This window comes from Mesorhizobium sp. WSM3862 (assembly GCF_002294985.1).
In the GTDB taxonomy this organism is placed as follows: Bacteria; Pseudomonadota; Alphaproteobacteria; order Rhizobiales; family Rhizobiaceae; genus Mesorhizobium.
In genome coordinates, this window is record NZ_NSGE01000001.1 from 103,637 (window position 1) to 123,968 (window position 20,332).

The 20,332-nt window shown below is 62.5% G+C and carries 21 protein-coding genes and 1 tRNA gene; 11 read left to right on the forward strand and 11 right to left on the reverse strand.

The features are described from left to right. Positions 1 to 138: 138 nt before the first annotated feature. The 5 genes from CK224_RS00530 (at position 139) to CK224_RS00550 (ending at position 3,678) form a co-directional block, all read left to right on the forward strand. Positions 139 to 660 carry a sigma-70 family RNA polymerase sigma factor gene (locus tag CK224_RS00530; protein ID WP_245425695.1) on the forward strand — a complete coding sequence of 174 codons (522 nt, stop codon included), beginning with the start codon at positions 139 to 141 and terminating at the stop codon, positions 658 to 660. After that, on the forward strand, positions 657 to 1,430 hold the full coding sequence (locus CK224_RS00535) for an anti-sigma factor (protein WP_067321338.1): 774 nt from the start codon (positions 657 to 659) through the stop codon (positions 1,428 to 1,430). Before CK224_RS00530 ends, CK224_RS00535 begins: the two co-directional genes overlap by 4 nt. 37 nt (positions 1,431 to 1,467) lie before the next feature. Beyond that, entirely contained in the window at positions 1,468 to 2,184 is a 717-nt protein-coding gene (locus CK224_RS00540; protein WP_066989741.1) for a Bax inhibitor-1/YccA family protein, read from the forward strand. A gap of 204 nt (positions 2,185 to 2,388) precedes the next feature. Then, positions 2,389 to 3,264, forward strand: coding sequence for an aldose 1-epimerase family protein (locus CK224_RS00545; RefSeq protein WP_095780477.1), 876 nt, complete (start codon positions 2,389 to 2,391; stop codon positions 3,262 to 3,264). Positions 3,265 to 3,267: 3 nt separating this feature from the next. Continuing rightward, positions 3,268 to 3,678 carry a hypothetical protein gene (locus CK224_RS00550; RefSeq protein ID WP_095780478.1) on the forward strand — a complete coding sequence of 137 codons (411 nt, stop codon included), beginning with the start codon at positions 3,268 to 3,270 and terminating at the stop codon, positions 3,676 to 3,678. Between the two features lie 56 nt (positions 3,679 to 3,734). On the opposite strand, the gene CK224_RS00555 is transcribed toward CK224_RS00550, so the two are convergent. Continuing rightward, the gene (locus CK224_RS00555; RefSeq protein WP_095780479.1) at positions 3,735 to 4,490 is read right to left on the reverse strand and encodes an outer membrane beta-barrel protein; all 756 of its coding nucleotides are present in this window, start codon (positions 4,488 to 4,490) and stop codon (positions 3,735 to 3,737) included. A 264-nt stretch (positions 4,491 to 4,754) separates the two neighbouring features. On the opposite strand from CK224_RS00555, the gene CK224_RS00560 reads away from it, so the two are divergent. Next, complete coding sequence (locus CK224_RS00560) at positions 4,755 to 5,147, forward strand: GFA family protein (protein WP_095777660.1); 393 nt, start codon at positions 4,755 to 4,757, stop codon at positions 5,145 to 5,147. A gap of 23 nt (positions 5,148 to 5,170) precedes the next feature. Here the strand turns inward: CK224_RS00560 and CK224_RS00565 are convergent, their stop codons facing one another. Further along, positions 5,171 to 6,688 carry a winged helix-turn-helix domain-containing protein gene (locus tag CK224_RS00565; RefSeq protein ID WP_245425696.1) on the reverse strand — a complete coding sequence of 506 codons (1,518 nt, stop codon included), beginning with the start codon at positions 6,686 to 6,688 and terminating at the stop codon, positions 5,171 to 5,173. A gap of 201 nt (positions 6,689 to 6,889) precedes the next feature. Here CK224_RS00565 and CK224_RS00570 point away from each other — a divergent pair, with 201 nt between their 5' ends. Then, the gene (locus CK224_RS00570; protein ID WP_095780480.1) at positions 6,890 to 7,126 is read left to right on the forward strand and encodes a hypothetical protein; all 237 of its coding nucleotides are present in this window, start codon (positions 6,890 to 6,892) and stop codon (positions 7,124 to 7,126) included. 126 nt (positions 7,127 to 7,252) lie between these two features. On the opposite strand, the gene CK224_RS00575 is transcribed toward CK224_RS00570, so the two are convergent. From CK224_RS00575 to CK224_RS00615, 9 genes are all read right to left on the reverse strand, one after another. Next, on the reverse strand, positions 7,253 to 8,164 hold the full coding sequence (locus CK224_RS00575) for an agmatinase (protein ID WP_095780481.1): 912 nt from the start codon (positions 8,162 to 8,164) through the stop codon (positions 7,253 to 7,255). 100 nt (positions 8,165 to 8,264) lie between these two features. Continuing rightward, a complete protein-coding gene (locus tag CK224_RS00580; RefSeq protein WP_245425697.1) occupies positions 8,265 to 8,909 on the reverse strand; it encodes an AAA family ATPase in 645 nt (214 codons plus the stop codon). A 66-nt stretch (positions 8,910 to 8,975) separates the two neighbouring features. Further along, positions 8,976 to 9,797 carry an MBL fold metallo-hydrolase gene (locus CK224_RS00585; protein WP_095780482.1) on the reverse strand — a complete coding sequence of 274 codons (822 nt, stop codon included), beginning with the start codon at positions 9,795 to 9,797 and terminating at the stop codon, positions 8,976 to 8,978. Between the two features lies 1 nt (position 9,798). Then, positions 9,799 to 10,593, reverse strand: a complete 795-nt coding sequence (locus tag CK224_RS00590) for a TatD family hydrolase (RefSeq protein WP_095780483.1) — start codon at positions 10,591 to 10,593, stop codon at positions 9,799 to 9,801. After that, positions 10,593 to 12,140, reverse strand: coding sequence for a methionine--tRNA ligase (metG, locus tag CK224_RS00595; RefSeq protein WP_095780484.1), 1,548 nt, complete (start codon positions 12,138 to 12,140; stop codon positions 10,593 to 10,595). The genes CK224_RS00590 and metG overlap by 1 nt, the downstream gene beginning before the upstream one ends. Positions 12,141 to 12,274: 134 nt before the next feature. Next, entirely contained in the window at positions 12,275 to 13,330 is a 1,056-nt protein-coding gene (locus tag CK224_RS00600) for a DNA polymerase III subunit delta' (protein ID WP_095780485.1), read from the reverse strand. Beyond that, entirely contained in the window at positions 13,327 to 14,001 is a 675-nt protein-coding gene (tmk, locus tag CK224_RS00605) for a dTMP kinase (RefSeq protein ID WP_095780486.1), read from the reverse strand. Before tmk ends, CK224_RS00600 begins: the two co-directional genes overlap by 4 nt. 72 nt (positions 14,002 to 14,073) lie before the next feature. Beyond that, entirely contained in the window at positions 14,074 to 15,252 is a 1,179-nt protein-coding gene (locus CK224_RS00610; protein WP_095780487.1) for a D-alanyl-D-alanine carboxypeptidase family protein, read from the reverse strand. A gap of 83 nt (positions 15,253 to 15,335) precedes the next feature. Continuing rightward, positions 15,336 to 16,604, reverse strand: a complete 1,269-nt coding sequence (locus CK224_RS00615) for a septal ring lytic transglycosylase RlpA family protein (RefSeq protein WP_066989780.1) — start codon at positions 16,602 to 16,604, stop codon at positions 15,336 to 15,338. Between the two features lie 793 nt (positions 16,605 to 17,397). On the opposite strand from CK224_RS00615, the gene CK224_RS00620 reads away from it, so the two are divergent. The 4 genes from CK224_RS00620 to CK224_RS00630 all read left to right on the forward strand — a co-directional run bounded on the left by CK224_RS00620 (position 17,398) and on the right by CK224_RS00630 (position 20,081). After that, a tRNA-Ser gene (locus CK224_RS00620) sits at positions 17,398 to 17,487 on the forward strand. 178 nt (positions 17,488 to 17,665) lie between these two features. After that, complete coding sequence (locus CK224_RS00625) at positions 17,666 to 18,037, forward strand: hypothetical protein (protein ID WP_095780488.1); 372 nt, start codon at positions 17,666 to 17,668, stop codon at positions 18,035 to 18,037. Positions 18,038 to 18,689: 652 nt separating this feature from the next. After that, positions 18,690 to 18,848, forward strand: a complete 159-nt coding sequence (locus CK224_RS31120; RefSeq protein WP_156752569.1) for a hypothetical protein — start codon at positions 18,690 to 18,692, stop codon at positions 18,846 to 18,848. Between the two features lie 825 nt (positions 18,849 to 19,673). Further along, positions 19,674 to 20,081 (forward strand): DUF930 domain-containing protein, encoded by a 408-nt coding sequence (locus CK224_RS00630; protein WP_066989790.1) that lies wholly within the window; start codon positions 19,674 to 19,676, stop codon positions 20,079 to 20,081. Positions 20,082 to 20,332: the final 251 nt, after the last annotated feature.

The window sequence follows — 20,332 nt, forward strand, 5'->3', positions numbered from 1 at the left end:
CCAGCGGTTTCCTCCGTTTGCCCGCTCGGTTACTGGCTCACCCCAGGCCGGCGCAACTCCTCGCGGGAATCGCAGAAAGAAACGGCAGCCAGGGATTAGAATCCCCACATGCTCCGTAAACAGGGCATGAAACGGTCGATGGCACGCTTCGATATCGTCGGGCAGTTGGGATCGCTGCGGCGCTACGCGCGCTCGCTGACGCGCGACAGCGCCGATGCCGAGGATCTGGTTCATGACGCGCTGGTGCGCGCCTATGAGCGGCGCGGCACCTTTCGGTCGGGCGGCAACCCGCGCGCCTGGCTGCTGGCGATCCTGCACAACATCTTCATCGACCGCATGCGCTCGCGGCGGTCCGAGGCAACGCGCATCGCGCAGGCAGGCCGTCTCGCCGAGCAAAACATGCCGGCGTCCCAGGACCATTCGGTGCGCCTTTCGCAGGTGCGCGAAGCCTTCCGGTCGCTGCCGGAAGAGCAGCGCGCCGCGCTGCATCTCGTCGCCATCGAAGGGTTGAGCTACGCGGAGGCCGCCGACGTCAGTGGCGTCCCGCTCGGAACCCTGATGTCGCGCATCGGCCGCGCTCGTGCGGCGCTGCGCGAGATGGAGGAGGGCGCTCCGGCGCGCGGCAAAAATCACCTGAGGATCGTGGGAGGTGAATCATGACCGCTATCGTCGATCCGGTGACCGATGCCGATCTCGACGCCTATGTCGACGATCAGCTCGACGTCGCCCGCCGCATCGAGGTCGAGGCGTTCCTGTCCGCTCGTCCCGAAGTGGCTGCGCGTGTGATGTCGGATCTCAGAACGCGCGACGAGTTGCGCGTAGCGCTGGCCGGGCCAGGCGCAATGGCGCGCCCGGCGACGACCGACGCGGCGCGTCGGCTGGAGAGGGTGCTTGCCAGGGACCGTGCCTTTTCCGTGCTGCAGCGCGCCGCGGCCGCCGCCGTGCTGGTGGCGGCGGGGTGGCTTGCGAACGGCGTCTTCGGGCCGATCGCTGTCAGCAAGGTGGTCGCGTCGACGCAGCCGCCCGCCTATGTCGAGGAAGCGGTGAGCGCGCACCGGACGACGCTGGTGCGTGAGACGATGCCGTCCCAGGCCGAAGCGCCAAATTACAATGCCGACGAGATCCGCGCCGCGACCGCGATCGTCATGCCGTCATTGCCCGACGACTGGCGGATCCGCGATGTTCAGATCTATCCGTCGCGGTTCGGGCCGAGCGTCGAGATGGCACTCGAAACGAAGGACCTCGGGCTGGTGTCGCTGTTTGCGATCAGGCCAGGCACGTTCGACGTCGTGAAGCCCACCGTCGCGCCCTTGGGCGATATTTCGTCCGCCTATTTCCAGATCGGCGAGGTCGCTTACGCCGTCGTCGGACAAGGCGATGCCGGCGATCTCGACCGGGCCGCCGAAAAGCTCGCCCGCACTCTCTATTGAAGCAGCCAATCGAACCGACCAACCAAGGAGAAACGAAATGAACAGCCCTAATCTTGGATACCGAATGGGCACCGGCGTCCGGGCCGGTGCCGTCTATGACGAGGGCCTGCGCCGGCACATGCTGCGCGTCTACAACTATATGGGCCTCGGGCTCGTCGTGACCGGCCTCGTCGCCCTTGTTGTGGCCTCGACGCCGGCGCTCTACGTCCCGATCTTCTCCACGCCGCTGAAATGGGTGGTGATGCTGGCGCCGCTCGCCTTCGTCATGTTCTTCTCCTTCAAGATGCAGACAATGTCGGCGGCGAGCGCGCAGGCGATGTTCTGGGCCTTCTGCGCGGTCATGGGCCTGTCGCTGGCTTCCGTGTTCCTGGTCTTCACCGGCACCAGCATCGCGCGCACCTTCTTCATCGCCGCCACCATGTTCGGCGCCACCAGCCTCTACGGCTACACGACCAGGCGCGACCTGACGCAGTTCTCGTCCTTCCTGATCATGGGCCTGATCGGCGTGGTGATCGCGAGCCTCGTCAACCTGTTCCTCGGCTCGACCGCGCTGCAGTTCGCCATCTCCGTGATCGGCATCGCCGTCTTCATCGGCCTGACCGCCTGGGACACGCAGACGATCAAGGAGCAGTATGCCGAGAATTTCGACGCCGAATCGCAACAGAAGCTCGCCGTCTTCGGCGCCTTCTCGCTGTATCTGAACTTCATCAACATCTTCCAGCTGCTGCTGAATTTTACCGGCGAGCGCGAATAGTCCGGACCGTAGCAGGCAACAGCTTCGAACCGTGGCCGACGGGTAAACCGCTGGCCACGGTTTTTCTTTTGGCGTTGCATCTGGCGTGGCAGTGCTGGTCGTTCACGGCGGCTGCTTGAGGGGATGCCGCACTGCCTGCTGCCCTTGAGTTCAGGCGAGGCCTTTTGCTAGCCTGCCGGCCCGACCAGCCAGTCGCGAGGACGCATGGACCAGCTGACGCTTGACGGTGACGGCATCTCGGCGACGGTTGTCGGGCAGGGGGCCGAGCTGGTCTCCTTGCGCGATGCCGAAGGCGCGGAACTTCTGTGGCAGGCGGGGCCTGAATGGCGGCGTCATTCGCCCGTGCTGTTTCCGATAGTCGGCCGGCTGAAAGGCGACCAGTTGCGCCATCGCGGCAAAGCCTATCCAATGACGCAGCATGGCTTCGCCCGAGACAGGCGCTTTGCCTGGGCGAAGCAGGGGCCTTCCTCCTGCACGCTGGTCCTGACTGATGACACTGAGACCCACACCCGCTTCCCATTCGCCTTTCGGCTGGCCATAAGCTACAGCCTCGGCCCCCGCCAGCTTGGCGTGACCTTCGAGGTCGCCAACACAGGCGACGAGGTGCTGCCGGCCTCGGTCGGCGCCCATCCGGCCTTCAACTGGCCTTTGCTGCCGGAATTGCCCAAGGAAGCCTACCGGCTGACCTTTGCCGACGATGAACCCGCTCCGATACGGCGCCTGAAGGACGGGCTCATGCTGCCGACGCCGCAGCCAACGCCCGTCGAGGGCAAGACGCTTGCCCTCTCCGAGCGGCTGTTCGATGACGACGCCGTCATTCTGGACCGGCCCGCCAGCACCAGCGTGCGCTATGCCGCCGGGCGGGGGCCGGCGATCGAAATGTCGTGGCAGGGATTCAACGAATTGGGCATCTGGTCCAAGCCCGGCGGCGCGCCGTTTCTCTGCATCGAGCCCTGGCATGGCGTTGCAAGCCCGGTCGATTTCGACGGCGAATTCGCCGACAAGCCGGGCGTGATGCTGATCCCGCCAGGCGCCAAGCGCAAGCTGACCTACCGGATCACCATCAGCCGGGATGCGTGAGGCATGGCGTTCGCGATCAAGGCCGATGTCAAGGATCCGCTGGCCGAGACATTCTCATTCGCGGCGCAGAAAACCATGTATGGCGGCAAGCATATCGCCGAAGGCGACACGATCTTTGTGTTCGCCAGCGAAAACGAAGGCGGGCAGGGGCTCATCGCGCGAGGTGTCGTCATGTCCTCGCAGGCAATTGCGAAACGACCCGATCTTGAACGGCAGACGCCCCGTGTTAGCGTTTCCATCCGTCGCGCCGCCCTGGCGACCAGGCGGTTGGGCCGCGACGAGCTCAAGCGCTTCAAGGATTGGAAGGACGGCCGGCCGGAGACGGAGCTCAATTTCAAATTCTATCGCCAGGCGACGAACAAGATCGTCGGCATCTCGCGTGAGACGGCGGCTTTTCTCGATGGGTTTTTTTAATCGCGGGACAGGCCCGGCGCGCTAGCCGAGCAAGAAACCTCAGCTAATTCAGTCGATTAGTTGTGGTCGCTTGCGGCGAACTTATAGCTTAGCCGTGCCATGACCACGTCGGCCCTGGCCTTGACCTTGTAAGTTTCGGGATTGGCCCCCAGCGAACCGTCGTCGAACACATTGGGGCCCGTGCTGGTCTTGGAGCCGAGATCAATATGAGTGTAGTCCACGCCAAGGCTCAGCTTGTCGGTGAGGGCGTAATCGATGCCGAGACCCAGCGCATAGCCGTTGTGCCAGTCGTTCTGCTCGTATGTGACTAGGGCGTCGTTGTCGCGCGCTTTGAAACCGACCTCGCCGCCGGCGTAGCCGCCCTTCGCATAGACCAAGACACGGTCGAACGCGTAGCCGATCCGGCCGACCACCGTCGCATAATGCTGGATCCGGCCCGTCTCGGTATCGCTATCGGGGAAGTATGGACTGATGATCGTCTTCCTGATCCCCGTTGCGGTCCATGAGGCTTCGCCGCCCAACACGAACTGGTTCCACTGGTACTGAGCGCCGACCTGCACGCCGCCAGCTATGTTGGTGTCGCGGAAATGGAACCCCTCGGTTCCGGCGGGGACCAGATCCGTGAAGAAGCCGCCGTTCGGCTGCGCGACGTCGGTGGCTGTGATATCACCATTGGCGACGCCGATATGCGCGCCGGCGTAGAAGCCGCTCCAGTCGTAAGCCGAGCCGGCGACCGGACCGGTCATGTCCGCAGCCGAAGCCCCAGTCGCGCTGAGCCCAGCCAGCGCGGCGATTGCAAGAAAAGTTCTCACTGAATGTTCCTCCGACCCAAATCAGACCCCATTGAGAGCGCGATCATAGCAAGGTATCGCCGGCTAAGCTGTGACGATTATGTCGCACAGCGATAAAATCAAAGGTTGCAAAATGAGACTGTATCAACCTTGATGGCGACGGCCGCCTAAGACATGCGGCGCCGACGGGCAGGGCGCCAGCCGAAAGGCTGGCGCAGCTTGCATCGACGGCGCAACACGCTTCGTTGTAAACATTCCGGCCACATGATTTGAAGGAGACGCAACATGGACCGATTCACCGGCGGCTGCCTGTGTCGCAATGTCCGACTTGTGGCGTCGGGCCACCCATACAGGGTCTGCATCTGCCATTGTCTCGATTGCCGCAAACATCATGGCGCGCTCTTTTATGCTTCGGCGGTATTCCCTCAGGACGCGGTTACGATCGACGGTGAGACGCGCGACTATGCCGGGCGGTTTTTCTGTCCGCGCTGCGGTTCGTCCGTTTTCGCACGCACCGCGGACGAGATCGAAGTGCATCTCGGGACCCTGGACGCCCCAGACCAGCTAGCCCCGACCTACGAAAGCTGGATCATCCGTCGCGAGTCGTGGCTGCCGCCGTTTCCAGTCAGCAAGCGATACGAGCGCGATCGCGAGGCGACGAGCCGCTTCGAAGAATAGGTCGCGCCATTCCATTCTGGCCGTCAGTCCGGAAGCCCGGCCTTGCGGAACCCGTCAACGAAATGCTCGAGCATCGCGTCGTCGCGGAACGGCTCGGTCCAGACCCAGTGGCTGGTCGTGAAATGCGGGTTGGCGATAAGGAACATCTCGACCTCCGCGCGCGCCTCTTCGAACCGGCCGAGCTGCGCAAGGCTTGCCGCCAGGAAACGGCGTGAGCTGGTCCGATAGGTCTCGTCCCGGCGCAGCGTCTCGATGGCGGCTTCATAGTCGCGGGCCGCATATTGCGCGGCGCCGAGCGTGAGATAGTACCAACTCGGCGGAAACGGGTTCAGCCGGAACGCCTTGCGAATGTGCTCAAGGCCTTCCTCGATCCGCCCGGCTAGGACCTCGATGTCGGACAATGTCGCCCAGGCGTCGGCCTCGTTCGGATCGAGCTCGAACGCTTTGGCGAATTCGGCATCCGCCTCGCCGAAGCGATGCTCATAGGCAAGCAGGTTGGCAAGCACCCAGCGGCAGCCGGCGTCGTTTGGGTCGATTGTCACGGCTTTGCGGGCCAGCTCCAGGGCAATGCTCCGGTTGGGGTCGACGGGCTCGCCCCAATGCACCCATCCCATCCAATGGTTCATGGCGAGCCAGCGATAGGCCTCGGCATATTCCGGATCGAGCGAGACCGCGCGCGTCAGCATCAGATGCGCCTCCCGCGCCGTCTGAGGCGAGTCGTCGATCAGTTTTCGCGCCCGCACGCACAAATCGTAGGCCTCGAGATTCTTGGGCCGATTGCGCGGCGGCTGCGTGCGCAGCCGGCCGAGCAGCGCCTCCACGATCCTGGCCGTTACCTCGTCCTGGACGGCAAAAATATCTTCCAGGCTGCGATCGAAGCGTTCCGCCCACAGATGTTCACCGCTCACCGCGTCGACAAGCTGCGCGTTGATGCGCACACGCCCCGCGGCGCGCCTTGCGCTCCCCTCAAGCAGGTAACGCACGCCAAGGTCCTCGGCGATCGCGCGCACATCCATCGGCTTTCCCTTGTAGACGAAGACCGAGTTGCGCGCGATGACGAACAGTCCCGCGTTCCTGGACAGGTCAGTGATCAGGTCTTCGGTCAACCCGTCCGCGAAGGATTCCTGCTCGGGATCATTGCCGAAATTGACGAAGGGCAGCACGGCTATCGAAGGCTTGCCGGGCAGTGGCAAAGGTTTTCGTTTCGTCTCGCCAAGCTGTTCGATGACCCCCGTGAAGCGATAGCCGACGCGCGGCACCGTAGCGATCCATTCACCGCCGTCGGCGGCGGGGCCGAGCAGCTTTCTGAGCTGCGCGATCTGGACGGTGAGGTTGCCTTCCTCGACGGCCGTGCCCGGCCATGCCGCGTCCATCAGCTCGGCCTTGGCCAGGATTTCGCCGGGACGTTCCACGAGCGCGGCAAGCAGCTTCAGCCCCCGATAGCCGGCGGCCACGGGGACATCGTTCCGAAGCAACGTTCCCGCAGCTGAATCAAGCACGTACGGGCCGAAGGCAAAGCGCGATCCCTGCATGCGGCGCATCTATAGAGCAATTCCAGGAAAAGTGTGAGACGGGTAGTGCAGTTCGTCATGTCCGATGAACCGCTCAGGCCAATTTGGAAGTTTTGAGAACTATTTGGATGCGCTTAATTACGGCGCAGCCCGCATCCTGCAGAATCCAACCTCATTCAGGTGGAAGGCCCAACTCGAAAAGCATGGGGCCGCAAACCATAGGAGGTTGCCATGAACGACACGTTTGCATCGATCCCGCAGCTGGCAACGCTGGTCGGGCAGGCATCGCGCCGGCGCTACAGCCTGCAGACCCTGCGAGGCATGATCGCAGCCCGGCGCGAGCAGATACGGTTTCGCTGGGATCTCAAGCGGATATCAGAGGCCAACCCGCATCTGATCGACGATATCGGGCTGACGAAACGGCAGGCCGAGGAAGAGATCGCCAAGCTGCCCTTCTGGCAAAGATAAACGCGGATGTGGCGTCACGTTGGTGCCGGCAGCGCAGTCCCACGGGGTAGGGTGATCCGGCATGAGCTCGAAGCGACATCGGTCGGCCATAACCGGGAATCTCGTCGGGGCATCAGGCCATCTGAGTTAAACCTGCCGGACGACAGTGCCGATGACATTGACGAGAAGCCGGGCTGCAGTCAGCGCCGACAGGCCGTCAAGGTCGGCAGGAGGATAGAACTCGACCAGATCAAATCCTGCGATCCTGGCCCGCTTGCCGAGGCCGGCGATCAGGTCGATCGCCTGGGTGTAGGTGAGGCCGCCTGGCGTGCGCGCCGCCACGCCCGGCATGATGCTGGGATCGAGGCCGTCGCAGTCGAAGGTCACGACGACGCGCGCGCCATCCGGAATGTGGCTGAGAGCTGCGTCGACGCCCTGGGCATGAAGCTCGCGGGCAGTCACAAAGCGGCTGCCATAGCGTCGCGCCGCTTCGATTTCAGCCAGGCGTGCGCTGCCGACGCTGCGCAGGCCGACTTGCACGAGGCCGGCGATATGCGGCATCTCGCTCGCCCGGCGCATCGGGCTCGAATAGCCGTAGCGTTCGCCATCGACCTCGTCGCGCCAGTCGATATGCGCGTCGATCTGCAGGATCCAGACCGGTCCGTGACCGGCAAAGCCGGCCAGAAAGGGAATAACCACGGAATCGTCACCGCCGAGCAGGATCGGCACGGCCGACGCGGCCAGGACCTCGCGCGTCTTCGCTTCGATCCGCGCCCGGTTTCCCTCGTTGTCGTGCATGACGGTCGAGATGTTGCCGGCATCGACGCAGCAGACCGCCTTGCCGTCGAACAATGGACCGCCGAGATCGAAATCCCAATGCTCGACCAGCGGCGCATCGTCCTTGCTCGCAGCGCGGATGGCGTCGGCGGCCAGAGCATGGCCGCTGCTGTCCTTTCCCGGATAGGTGCTGCCATGACCGGCACCGTAGACCACCATGCGAGGCACGCGGCCTCCGGCGAGGCAATCGGGAAAGCCAAGAAAGGAAGATGAAGAGGTCATTGTTCAATAGTCCGAATCTGAGATCTCGCGGCGAGGGGCAGTCGATAGGATCGCTTTATCGCCTCTATGTGATCCATATCAGAAAGTCGCATAAGATAGATTATGGAACTGACACATCCAGCACGAAGCTGGTCTTGCTACGGTTCTCCTGGGCTTCCCGTGCGTGCTTCAAAGGCGTCAACGCGGTCCTTGAGTGTTCATGAATCCTTGTAGCCGCCTCCGCCGCGCAGATCGCTGTTACGTCGATCGTCAGGCTGTTCGGGTGCTTCGGGTCAAGGACAGCGACTGTCCGGCTGCGGTGGCGCGCGGCTTCCGGATCGATCGACTTGAGACGGTCACGTCGCGTTGGCGACATCACGCGACGAACCAGTTCGGCCTCTTCGCAAAGCAAGCGCACAGGCACGAAGTGAGCGCCTCGTCGATCCGACGCATCTTTCATCTGCTGGTAGGACGCGAGGCTCCTCGCGTCTCCTTGGATGCCGGAGTTCGTGAAGATGAAGTTGGCGGCGGGAGGACAAAGTGTTGCGACGGTGTCCAACACATCCTGACGGACCTTGGCGGTCTGCTCCCAGACGGCATCAGGCAGTGTGCGGCGACCGTCATCGGCAAGCAGTGCCAATATAGGATTGTTGATCCAGTGATTGTCGATGACCTGGCCGGAAAGTGCCGTGCCGAGTTCCCGTGCGATCGTCAGCTTGCCGACGCCAGGGAAACCGAGCAGCAGAACAAACACATTCTCAACCATCGATCAGTTTCCGAAGCACCAAAGAGAATCGGATTGACGACTAAGCGCCAAAGTGAACAGGCGTCTTTATCGCTCTGACTCAAAAGGAATTTCGATCATCATGCCGTCATAGGCCGGCACCACGTGGTCCGGCGTCTCGGCCATCACGGCGGCATAGTCCAGCGGCACATGCATATGCGTCAGCACCGCGTTTTTCGGCGAGAGCTTCTCGATCCAGCCCAGTGCCTCGGCAAGCGACAGATGGCTTGGATGGCTGTTGTACTGCAGCGCGTCGATCACCAGCACGTCAAGGCCTTCAAGCCTTCCTGCTGTGGCAGCTGGAAAGTCGCTGATATCGGGGCAATAGGCAAGCTCGCCCACGCGGAAACCGAGCGAAATGATGTCGCCATGGATCTGCGGCAGCGGCTCAAGGGTGAGGGGACCCCCCTCGCCTTCGATCACCACCGGCCTGGCATGGTCTATGAGATGCGGCCTGACGATCGGTGGATAGGAACTGCCCGGGGGCGTCTCGAAGCAGTAGCCGAACGCCTGGCGCAGCCGCAGCATGGTCGGCTGGTCGGCATGGATATCGATACGACGGCGTTGCTCGAGCACGAAGCCGCGGAGATCGTCGATGCCGTGAATGTGGTCGGCATGCGGATGGGTATAGACCACCGCGTCGATGTGCTTGACCGAGGCGAGCAGCATCTGGGCGCGGAAATCCGGTCCGGTGTCGATGACGACGGTGGTGCGGCCGCCATTCCCTGCGATCCGCTCGACAAGAGCAGCCGTGCGCATGCGGCGGTTCTTCGGATTGGCCGGATCGCAATTGCCCCAGTCGCCGGTGATACGCGGCGTACCGGGCGACGAGCCGCAGCCGAGAATGGTGAGGCGCAGCTGGTCGCCCATGTCAGGCCGCCGTCACGTCCGGTCGCGGCATCTTGGTAAACAGCCGGAAGACATTCTCGGTGGTGATGTCGGCGATCTCCGCCTCGCTGACGCCGATGGTCTCGGCCAGCACCTTCGCCGTATTCGCGACATAGGCGGGCTCATTGCGTTTTCCCCGATGCGGGATTGGCGCAAGATAAGGCGCGTCGGTCTCGACCAGCAGCCGTTCGCGCGGCACATCTGCGGCAATCGCGCGCAATTCGGTCGAGTTCTTGAAGGTCAGGATGCCTGAGAAGGAGACATAGCCGCCCAGCGCCACGCCGACTTCCGCCAGCCGACGCCCGGACGAAAAACAATGCAGGATGAAGGGGAAAGCGCCCTTCCCTGTCTCCTCCTCGAGAATCGCCGCCATGTCGCCGTCGGCGTCGCGCGAATGGATGACCAGCGGCAGGCCGGTCCGGCGCGCGGCGGCGATGTGAGTGCGGAAGCCTTGCGCCTGTGCCTCGCGCGGCGCGCGGTCGTAGAAATAGTCCAGGCCGGCTTCGCCGATCGCCACCACCTTGGGATGGTTGGAAAGCCGTACCAGCTCCTCTGCGGTCACATCGAGCTCTTCCGCCGCATTGTGCGGATGAGTACCAACTGAGCAATAGACCTCACTAAAAGTTTCAGCAATTTCAAGGATTTGCTGAAAACGCTTCACGCGCGTTGAGATCGTCACCATGCGGCCGATCCCGGCTGCGAGAGCGCGGGCGACGATAGCCGCCCGCTCCTCGGCAAAATCCGGAAAATCGAGATGGCAGTGACTGTCGACAAGCATCAGGCTTTGGTGTCCTGCTCGACGTAGCGGGGAAACACGCCCTCAGGCACCGGCAGCGCCGTGCCGGGCACTAGCGCATGGTCTGCGTGGACATGCGCGAAATTGCGCTTGTCCGCCGGCACAGCCAGCAGGTCGAGCAGCCTCGCCGCCGATCCGGGAATGAAGGGCTGGCAAAGCACCGTCACGCGCCGGACAAGCTCGGCCGTCGTCCACAGCACCGTCTCCATGCGCTCCGGATCGGTTTTGCGCAGCGCCCAGGGCTCCTGCGACGCGAAGTAGCGGTCGGCGTCGGCCACCACGCCGAAGATCGCCGCCAGCGCCAGATGGATGCCCTGCTCCGCCATCGCTCTGCGCGCTACCGCAAGCGCCTCCACCGCCTGGTCGAGGATCGCCGCGTCGGCTTCGGTGAGCTCGCCGCGCTTCGGCACCGCCCCGCCGCAGTTCTTTGCGATCATCGACAGCGAACGCTGCGCCAGATTGCCGAGGCCGTTGGCGAGATCGGCATTGGTGCGGTTGACGATCGCTTCGTGACTGTAGCTGCCGTCCTGCCCGAACGGCACCTCGCGCAGGAAGAAATAGCGTACCTGGTCGAGGCCGTAATGCTCGATCATGGCGAACGGATCGACGACATTGCCGACCGATTTGGACATCTTCTCGCCGCGGTTGAACAGGAAGCCGTGGGCGAACACGCGCTTCGGCAATTCTATGCCGGCCGACATAAGGAAAGCCGGCCAGTAGACCGCGTGGAAGCGCACGATGTCCTTGCCGATGATATGCGTCGCCGGCCAGTAGTGCCATTGCTCGGATTTGGTGTCGGGATAGCCAGCGGCCGTGATGTAGTTGGTCAATGCGTCGACCCAGACATACATCACATGCTTGTCGTTGCCCGGTACAGGCACGCCCCATTTGAACGTGGTGCGCGAGATCGACAGGTCCTTCAAGCCGGACTTGACGAAGCTGATCACTTCGTTGCGGCGCTCCGCTGGACCGATGAAGTCGGGCCGGCTCTCATAAAGTGCCAGCAATTTGTCCTGATAGGCGGAAAGCCGGAAGAAGTAGCTTTCCTCCTCGTTCCATTCAACTGGCGAGCCAAGCGGCTCGCGGCGCACGCCGTCGTCGCCGAGCGTGGTTTCGCTCTCGTCGAAATAGGCTTCCTGGCGGACCGAATACCAGCCGCTGTAGCGATCAAGATAGATGTCGCCATTGGCTGCCATCGCCTTCCAGATCGCTTGGCAGGATGCGTAGTGACGTTGTTCGGTCGTGCGGATGAATTCGTCGTTTGAGCCGCCGACTGTCTCGGTCATCGAGCGGAAGATTGCCGAATTGCGGTCGGCGAGCGTTATCGGCGCGATGCCTTCCTTTTCGGCCGTCTGCTGCATCTTGAGGCCGTGCTCGTCGGTGCCCGTGAGGAAGAACACATCCTTGCCGTCGAGACGCTGGAAGCGGGCCAGCGCGTCGCTGGCGATGACCGTATAGGCATGGCCGATATGTGGCTTGCCATTCGGATAGAAAATCGGCGTGGTCAGGTAGGATTTTTCGCGTGACATGAATGAACCGTCATGAAGGTCTGAATGTGAGTTGTGGCGGTGGATAAACTATTGGCATGGCGATTGCCATCCCGATGCATGCCGCCCAAAAGTGGTGCCCGGTTTTGGGGCAGCGGCATGCACTAAGAAAACCGTCACATTCGCATCACAGAATTCAGGCGGTCGATCATGGTCAGGGCGTGCTGCTTCTTGTCGAGATTGTAGGTCTCTGCCTCAGATATCGTGTTCACGGCCTCGTGCCAAGCGTCGGACAGCGTTTTGGCCCTGGCGAGGTCGCCGGCTAAGGCCGCTTCGCTGGCGGCGGCCGACAGCAGATCGAGCGCGCGGCGGTTGAAGATATCGAATTGGATCGCCTGGTCGCGGCCGGCAACGGCTTCGGCAAGCCGATGGGCAGCGGCAATGTCCGGCTTTTGCGCCGCCACCAGCGCGTCGAGCGCGCCGGCGATTTCCAGCCCGCCATACTGGGTAAGCAGGATCGCGTTGCGCGCGCTGCCCCCTGCCCGCTCGGCCAAAGCCGCGCGCGCCGACGGGTCGACCGGCGGCGGCGGCTCGATGCCTTCCAGCACAGCCATCAATTCGTCCGGCGTAAGCGGCGTCAGCCGCACCATCTGACACCGCGACCGGATCGTCGGCAACAGGCTGCCCGGCGCATGAACGATGAGGATGAACAGGGTGCGCGCCGGAGGCTCTTCAAGATTCTTGAGCAAGGCATTGGCGGCATTGGTGTTCATGTCGTCGGCCGGATCGACGATGACGACGCGGTAGCTGCCGTCATGCGAGGTCATCGACAGGAAGCGGCTGACCTTGCGTATCTCGTCGACGGTTAGCACCGTCTTGAAGCTTTTGGTCTTGTCGTTGGCCGGACGGGTGAGATGCAGCACCGAAGGATGCGCGCCGGTAGCGATCTGGCGAAACAGCGACGAGGCCGGATCTGGAACGGCAAGCGCTTCGGGCGCAGCCGCAAAATTGGGATGTCTGAGAAGGTGGTGCGCCAGGTGGAAGGCAAGCGTGGCCTTGCCGATGCCGTGCGGCCCGGCGAGGATCAGCGCATGCGGCAGCTTGCCGGCGCGGTAAGCGGTGGCAAGCATGCCCGCCGTCTGCGCGTGGCCGATCAGTCGCGACGTTTCCGACGGCTCGGGAACGCCGTCAAGCGTATCGTGCTGTTCGGGGGCGATGCGTTCGAAGATCATGCCGGCGCCGTCTGCTTCCTTTGCACCGGCATCCGCTTTTCCAGCACCGCGAACACGGCCGCGGTGACGACGTTTTCCACCGTTTCGGGATCGGCCGACGCATCGATCACAATGCAGCGGTCCGGCTCCGCCTCGGCGATCGCCAGGAAAGCCTCCCGCCGGCGCTGGTGGATGGCCAAAGTCTCCTTCTCGAAGCGATCGGCGCTGTCGCCGGCGCCGCGCCGTGCCGCCGCGCGCTTCAGACCTTCGGCCGGATCGATGTCGAAGATCAGCGTCATGTCGGGGACCATGCCGTTGATGGCGACCGCCTCCAGCGCTTCCATGAAATCCGGATCGAGCCCGCCGGTGACGCCCTGATAGACGCGCGAGGAATCGATGAAACGGTCGCAAAGCACGATCATGCCGCGCTCGACCGCCGGCCGGATCACCTGCTCGACATGGTCGGAGCGTGCGGCGGCGAAGAGGATCGCCTCCATCTTCGGGCCGAAGGGCTCGGCGGCGCCGGACAGAAGCACATGTCTCACCGCCTCGGCGCCCGGCGAGCCGCCTGGCTCGCGTGTCACCAGGACCTCGTATTTCTTGGCGCGCATGCGCCGTGCCAGCCGCTCGATCTGCGTCGACTTGCCGGCTCCTTCGCCGCCTTCGAAGGTGATGAAAAATCCGCTCGCCAATCGTGAATGCCTTCGCCCGTGCTGGCCGCTGTCATAGCTCCCGTCCGGCAAAAGGTCCACGAGCCTGCCCGATCACAAATGTTTCTGACGCAGCCAGCCGACAGCCAGTTCCTTGGCGGCGTCAAGCGCACGCTGCGGCAACGTCCCGACCTTCACCGCCTCGGCGGCGAAAAGCGGCGTTCGCTGGCTGAGCGTGTCGCCTATCCAAACGCGCAGCTCCCCGACCGGTTGCCCCTCCTCCACCGGCGCCGCCACCGGGCCGTCATAGACAATCCTGGCGGTCAGCTTGTCGCGGTTGGTTATCGGCAGAAAGATGTCCACCGGGCCCTTGGCTTTCAAGGCCACGCCTGATTGGGCGCCGCCGAAGACTTCGGCTTCGCCGACGACCTCGTCCTTGGCGAAGATCTCCGTCTTCTGGAAGGAGCGCGACCCCCAGTCTAGCAGCTTGCGCGCCTCCTCGGAGCGTTCCCGGTCGCTCGCCAGACCGCTCAGCGCCGCGATCACACGAATGCCGTTGTGGCTGACCGTGCCGACAATGCCGAAGCCGGCGGACTCGCTCGCCCCGGCCACGAAGCCATCGGCATCGATGCCCATGGCCAAAAGCGGATTGCGGTTCCGCTGGGAGATCTTGTTCCAGGTGAAGTCGGGCTGGCCGTAGTAGTGGAAGAACTCGGGATACTCGCGCCAGATGTGCAGCGCCAGCATCGTGAGCTCCCGCACTGTCGTCTGCTGGCCATCTGCCGGCAGCCCGGTCGAATTGACGAAGGTCGATTTCGAGAGACCAAGCTCGCGGGCACGCTCCGTCATCTGCGCGGCGAAATTCGCCTCCGAGCCTGCCATGCCTTCGGCAAGCACGATGCAGCCGTCATTGGCGGCCTGCACGGTCACGCCCTGGATTAGATCCTCGACACGGACCGCCGATTTGAGCTTGGCAAACATCGTCGAGGTGCCCGACGGCGCGCCGCCGGTGCGCCAGGCATTTTCGCTGACCACGAAAGTATCGTCGAGCGTGATCCGCTTCGATTTGATGGCGTTGAAGACCACCTCCATCGTCATCAGCTTGGCCATCGAAGCCGGCGGGATCGGCTTGTCGGCATCCTTGGCGAAAAGCACCGTGCCGGTGTCGGCGTCGATCATGAAGGCCTGGGCCGCCTTGGTCTCGAAAAGCTGCGCACCGGCCGGGGCTGCCCAAAGCAGTATCAGCGCCAGGCCTAGTAATCCGGCGAAAGGCTGAAAGATGCGGAACTGCATGAAAAATCGACCCACTTAGCCGTGCTGGCGTCGACAAGCTATCAGGGTTCTTTCCGCTGGATCAACGGCGGGCGCGAAATTGATCAGTTTCGCACAACCAATGCGTCCGGCGCGCCGTGCGACCAGGCAGCCTGCAGCAGGTCGTCGATGCTGCCATGGCCATCCGGATAGACGTTGACCGCGTACCAGTCGTTGCCGTCAAGCTCGGTGCGCTGGATTTCAGTCCTGCCGAACGGCTCGAGCGCCGCCGCCACGCGGTTTGCCTGCGCCGCATTGTCAAAGGAGCCGGCGGCCACATAATCGGAGGCCGGCGCCTGTTCCTGGCCGTTCGACTTCTTCCACGACTGGAGGATGTCGGCCGGCGACATGCCGCTGCCGTCGAGGACGGCAAAGACGTCGGCGTGATTGACGCGCTCACCCGCGTAGGACAGCGACGCCATGGCAAAGGGCGAGTTCGGCGGCAGCCTGAACTGCGGCCGCTCCGGCACGATCGGCCCGAAATCCGGCAGCACGACTTCGCTGGCGCCCTGCGCCTGCCCTGACATCGCCGGTTGCGCGGCAAGCTGCTCCGACAGACCGGACTGCGTGCCAAAAGCCTGCCCAGAACTGGTCAGCTGGCCGGGGAACGGCACGGCCGCTGGAGGTGCATCGCTCATCGACAGGCTGGGCGACGGGCCGTTCATGGCCACCATCACGCCCGTCGGCAGGCCGTCGGACGGATCGGGCCGCCTGCTGCCGGGACGGTAGGAAGCCATCAGATACTGGTCGTCATTGCCGTCGAGAGGCGCCCGGCCGACATATTCGACCTTCACCCTTGCCGTGCCGACCTTGCCATAGTCGAGCATTTGCGCGGCACGTTCCGAGACGTCGATGATGCGGCCCTCATGGTATGGGCCGCGGTCGTTGACGCGCACGATGATCGAACTGCCAGTCTCGAGATTGGTGACGCGGGCATAGCTCGGCAGCGGCATTGTCGGGTGCGCCGCCGTCAGTTGCATCGTGTCATAGACTTCGCCATTGGCGGTCAGCCGGCCGTGGAAGGCATCGCCATACCAGGAAGCCAGGCCCACCTTGGCGTACTTCTTATCTTCCTTGGGATAGTACCACTTGCCGCGCACCTGGTAAGGCTTGCCGAGTTGGTCGCGGCCGCCGCCGCGCCGCATGAAGGCAACGCGCGGGCTCGCCTTCACGCCATATTCGGACTCGGCGAAATATTCCTTGGAGCGCGGCCGCTTGTCGACCATGCCTTTCGGTTGCGGCGTCGACGTACAGCCGGCAAGCAGCACCGCCGAGAGGGCGCACAGCACGAAGGCAGGAGCGCGACGAAGACGCGGGCGCGCCGAAGTCTGCATGTTTTCGATTGTCCCCTACAGTCTCGCCGCCATCAATCGGAGCCAAGCGCCCCCGAATGCAGCAACACCTTGATCCCCAATATCTTTGTGCACAGGAAATGTTTATTACGATGTTAATCGATTACGGCCGGAACCGGGCGAGATTATGGCGGGGAGAAAACTGCCGGCGAGGATGAGCCTTGCGTGGATGAGCGCCGGATGGAGGGGCAGCTTTTTGGAGGGGGACTTCCATTTCCAACCGGCGCTCACAGCGCTGGAATTGCCCGCGCCAACCAGGAGTTTAGCATGGGCGTCCGCAAGGCCTGCCTAGATCGAAGGGATGAACTCGGTTCATCCATATGAGCAGTGGCTTCGGATCAGTTGGGAGACGCTTTCGCGCCTAGCCGGAGGCGTTGCCGTCGGACTGGACAAGAAGACGCCCACCACGTTTTCCGTAGCGGGCGCTAGTTCGGGAGGAAGTGAGAGACGCTTGCGGTCTGGGTCGTCCCCTTGCCCGCTAAGGACGGTACGCCTCGTTTGGCTGGATAATAAGCGCGCCAGGGTTGAGCCGCCGCATATTCTGGTTGCGTGACATTTTCGCCACAGACATAAAAGCGCCCGGCCAACCGGGCAGCCGGGCAATGCATCGTCTGTCCCGACCGCAGGAAGGCACGTCGCGGTGGTTGACGCAGCCCTGACCGCCGCACTACAGCAATGAAGCGCTAACCGGTCGCAAATGCCTCGGCGTCAATTTTGCGCCGACCATTGAAAATTGACCGATAGCGACGATCGTAAGTGGTTGAAAGACCATGCTGGAGGGATGGCCGAGCGGTTTAAGGCACCGGTCTTGAAAACCGGCGTGGGCGCAAGCTCACCGTGGGTTCGAATCCCACTCCCTCCGCCACAATTCCCAACCAAATCGGTATATCATCTCCTACATGGCGACCGTTTCGCTGTAGATGGCCATCTGTCCCAATCGTGCTTTATTGGTTCCGGCGAGCCTTGGTTGCGTCCCGTACCCACTCGATTGTCCTGCCAGATTCAGTCGACGGAACGAGACGCCTGTTTTCGCGTTGTGCGCCATGTCTCTCGAAGACCACATCAGCATGGCGCAGCGTCATGTTCGACATGGCGAGCGGCACATCGCGCGTCAGCACGAGCGGATTGCCCGCTTGAGAACCAACAGGCTGCCGACCGTAGATGCGTTGAGGTTCCTGAGCCTGTTGGAAGAGGTGCACGCTTTGCAGCGGGAGCACCTGTCCCGACTGCTGTCGAAATCGGCCGGATCCAAAGCAGTCTCGGAGCTTTCGGCGAAGACGCAGGTGGCAAAGGGCGGGAGAGACGCGATTTCCATTCCGGACCCCATCGTCCGGCTCGCGCTGGAACTGGAACAAGAGCTTAACAACGTCAAATTGAAGTGGCTGACGGCCAGTCCGAAGGGCAAGCTTCACTAGCTGGCTACGGCAGGTTGGCGGCTCTGCCGCATCCTTTCGTGCGCTGAGGCCCCTTTAGGCTACTTTGGCATCATCTTCTTGATATGTACCGGCATATCAGCACAAGCGTATATTTATCGGCAGCCGGTGCTGTGTCTCGCCCCCGAGCCCACCGGTCAGGCCCGGCGTTTGCTGGCCTACCCCGCCAGCCTGCTGGGCCGCCCCGCGTCAGGGCACATGGCGTCCAAGGTTTCTTGTCCGGGCCGATCTCAGGAGCGCACCAGACTCGTGACCTCACGGTCGGCGGCTTGCGCCCCTCAGCCGCACGTTGCCGGGCGGGGGCGGACACACCGCTGGCGGACAGCCGACACAAAGCGGCGGTACGCCGGCAAAATTCTATTAGCTTTAACTAATTGTAGACCCGCGCTGTCCTATTCTGGGACAGCGCGGGTAGCGCCCACTCCCGCGCCGGCGGCTCCGGCAGGCCCAGCACCCCCCGCCCTCTGTCGGGGCCGCCACCTGACTTGTTTTATACCAGCCATGGTTGAATCAACCGTTACCACACGTGCCTACCAACGAGCTTTCGTGATCATTAAATTTTGATGGATCGGAATTCACATCTCACCCGAACTGATCTAGTCTTGCAGGTCGAAGAAATCGCGGGTGGCAACCTATGGAAGCGATGTTCGATGACCTTGCGGCTGCTGTCAGGCAGCCCCGAGCAGATATTTATACGGCTGTGCGCGCGTTCGCCCTGGACTTCGCCAGCAAGGTCTTTTTAGGGGTCGCCGTGGGGGTTGGCATCGGTATCGGACTAGCTATCGCGCGCTAAGTCACAAGAAAAGTGCCGGCGGCTGCTCAAAGTCCGCGTGGCTCGCCCTTGCTATCCGCTTGCTGTAGTATACCGCGATCGGTGTAGGGTCACCCACTATATTGGCAATAGCCTCCAATCTGACGCGAAATTACCATTGGACGTTTTCGGGCGCCGTGGGGAGTTCCAATGCGCATGATTCTTGCTCTGGCCGCGCTCACGGCCTGTTTCTCCGTATGGGATCATCTTGCAAACCACGGAACCTATAGCGCTACCCTGCAGCGAAACATTTTTGGTAAAGTGCTTTCGGGCTAACGGCCTTCCCACCGGGGCCGGTTTCCATCGTCAGGCACGTCGACACAGTTTTTATGTTCGCTTGCTCAGTTAAATGCTCTGCGCCCTTTCGCGTTAATCCAAGCAGCAGTCGGCCCGACAATTCCGCCGGAAGGTCGAAAAATACATCATAGACCATCCATTGGTCACACGGATCCGGCAAGCAGGTAAACCTCATCGCTGACGGTTCTTCGTTTTAGTATTCCCACGCAAATCTGTTCGGCGGCTGAGCCTGCGAAACCGGGCAGGATTGTGCTCCAGCACTTTCAAGGAACAATAGTGCTGCCCGACGAGGAGAAAAAGAGGCTCTACAGTCCCTGCTGTATACGACGCAAGTCTGACAGGCTGCTTGACAGTTCTTCGGCAGCGGAGATCGTTTCATCGCGGAACCCCCGGAACAAAGGCAGTAGCGCAGTCGCCGAAGCCCGAGATTGGCCTGAGCCCAAGGCTGGCCCGACCGGGCCGGCACCCATGTCACAAGCGCGTGCGTTTGGTTGATTTCTCAGACAGAATATGCTGCTTGTCGCGCCCATGAAAAAGCTCTGCCTGATGGTTCTGGCGCCTCTGGCGCTGGCCTGGCCGGCCAAGGCGATGGACAACGCACTTCGTGCCGGCCTGCTGAAACTCGATCCGCAGACTCGTCTCGAACAGCGTTGCGACGCCGAGGTGCTCGACCGGATCAGCCACGACGATCGCAAATTCAAGGCCGACCGTGTGGTGGCCTATGCCTTCGCCACGCCCCAGATGAGCGCCGACGCGATCAGGAGCCCCGGCGCCGCCTTTCGCAGCAAGGGTCAATGGTTCCGGCTGAAGTTCAAGTGCCAGACCGCGCCCGACCATATGCAGGTGCTGCAGTTGCTCTACAAGATCGGTGACGAGATCCCGGAAACCGACTGGGCAAAATACAACCTTTACGATTGACCGACTGCCGCGGTCGGCCGCGCGCAAACCGGCCTTTCGAGTGCAAACTCATTTGAACCCAATGGACCCAGACGAGCGGCAACCGCTTGTTTCGTGAGTTCTCTTGACGTGCAGGAACCATGCACGTAGAGCAATTCCAGGAAAAGCGCGCAGCTGTTTTTCCCGCTGGAATTGCGTGAAAACAAAGACTTAGAACGCGATCGCATCAAACGGTGAATCGCTCCGGCGTTAGAACATTCGAAGATCGACAT

Excerpts from the sequence above, each read along its gene's own strand:
- CK224_RS00540 (WP_066989741.1), top strand. The coding sequence starts at position 1,468 with ATGAACAGCCCTAATCTTGGATACCGAATGGGCACCGGCGTCCGGGCC.
- CK224_RS00570 (WP_095780480.1), top strand. The coding sequence starts at position 6,890 with ATGAACGACACGTTTGCATCGATCCCGCAGCTGGCAACGCTGGTCGGG.
- CK224_RS00560 (WP_095777660.1), top strand. The coding sequence starts at position 4,755 with ATGGACCGATTCACCGGCGGCTGCCTGTGTCGCAATGTCCGACTTGTG.
- CK224_RS00610 (WP_095780487.1), bottom strand. The coding sequence starts at position 15,252 with ATGCAGTTCCGCATCTTTCAGCCTTTCGCCGGATTACTAGGCCTGGCG.
- CK224_RS00615 (WP_066989780.1), bottom strand. The coding sequence starts at position 16,604 with ATGCAGACTTCGGCGCGCCCGCGTCTTCGTCGCGCTCCTGCCTTCGTG.
- CK224_RS00580 (WP_245425697.1), bottom strand. The coding sequence starts at position 8,909 with ATGGTTGAGAATGTGTTTGTTCTGCTGCTCGGTTTCCCTGGCGTCGGC.
- metG (WP_095780484.1), bottom strand. The coding sequence starts at position 12,140 with ATGTCACGCGAAAAATCCTACCTGACCACGCCGATTTTCTATCCGAAT.
- CK224_RS00630 (WP_066989790.1), top strand. The coding sequence starts at position 19,674 with ATGCTGCTTGTCGCGCCCATGAAAAAGCTCTGCCTGATGGTTCTGGCG.
- CK224_RS00565 (WP_245425696.1), bottom strand. The coding sequence starts at position 6,688 with ATGCGCCGCATGCAGGGATCGCGCTTTGCCTTCGGCCCGTACGTGCTT.
- CK224_RS00575 (WP_095780481.1), bottom strand. The coding sequence starts at position 8,164 with ATGACCTCTTCATCTTCCTTTCTTGGCTTTCCCGATTGCCTCGCCGGA.
- CK224_RS00585 (WP_095780482.1), bottom strand. The coding sequence starts at position 9,797 with ATGGGCGACCAGCTGCGCCTCACCATTCTCGGCTGCGGCTCGTCGCCC.
- CK224_RS00600 (WP_095780485.1), bottom strand. The coding sequence starts at position 13,330 with ATGATCTTCGAACGCATCGCCCCCGAACAGCACGATACGCTTGACGGC.
- CK224_RS00545 (WP_095780477.1), top strand. The coding sequence starts at position 2,389 with ATGGACCAGCTGACGCTTGACGGTGACGGCATCTCGGCGACGGTTGTC.
- CK224_RS00590 (WP_095780483.1), bottom strand. The coding sequence starts at position 10,593 with ATGCTTGTCGACAGTCACTGCCATCTCGATTTTCCGGATTTTGCCGAG.
- CK224_RS00550 (WP_095780478.1), top strand. The coding sequence starts at position 3,268 with ATGGCGTTCGCGATCAAGGCCGATGTCAAGGATCCGCTGGCCGAGACA.
- CK224_RS00625 (WP_095780488.1), top strand. The coding sequence starts at position 17,666 with ATGTCTCTCGAAGACCACATCAGCATGGCGCAGCGTCATGTTCGACAT.
- CK224_RS31120 (WP_156752569.1), top strand. The coding sequence starts at position 18,690 with ATGGAAGCGATGTTCGATGACCTTGCGGCTGCTGTCAGGCAGCCCCGA.
- CK224_RS00530 (WP_245425695.1), top strand. The coding sequence starts at position 139 with ATGGCACGCTTCGATATCGTCGGGCAGTTGGGATCGCTGCGGCGCTAC.
- CK224_RS00535 (WP_067321338.1), top strand. The coding sequence starts at position 657 with ATGACCGCTATCGTCGATCCGGTGACCGATGCCGATCTCGACGCCTAT.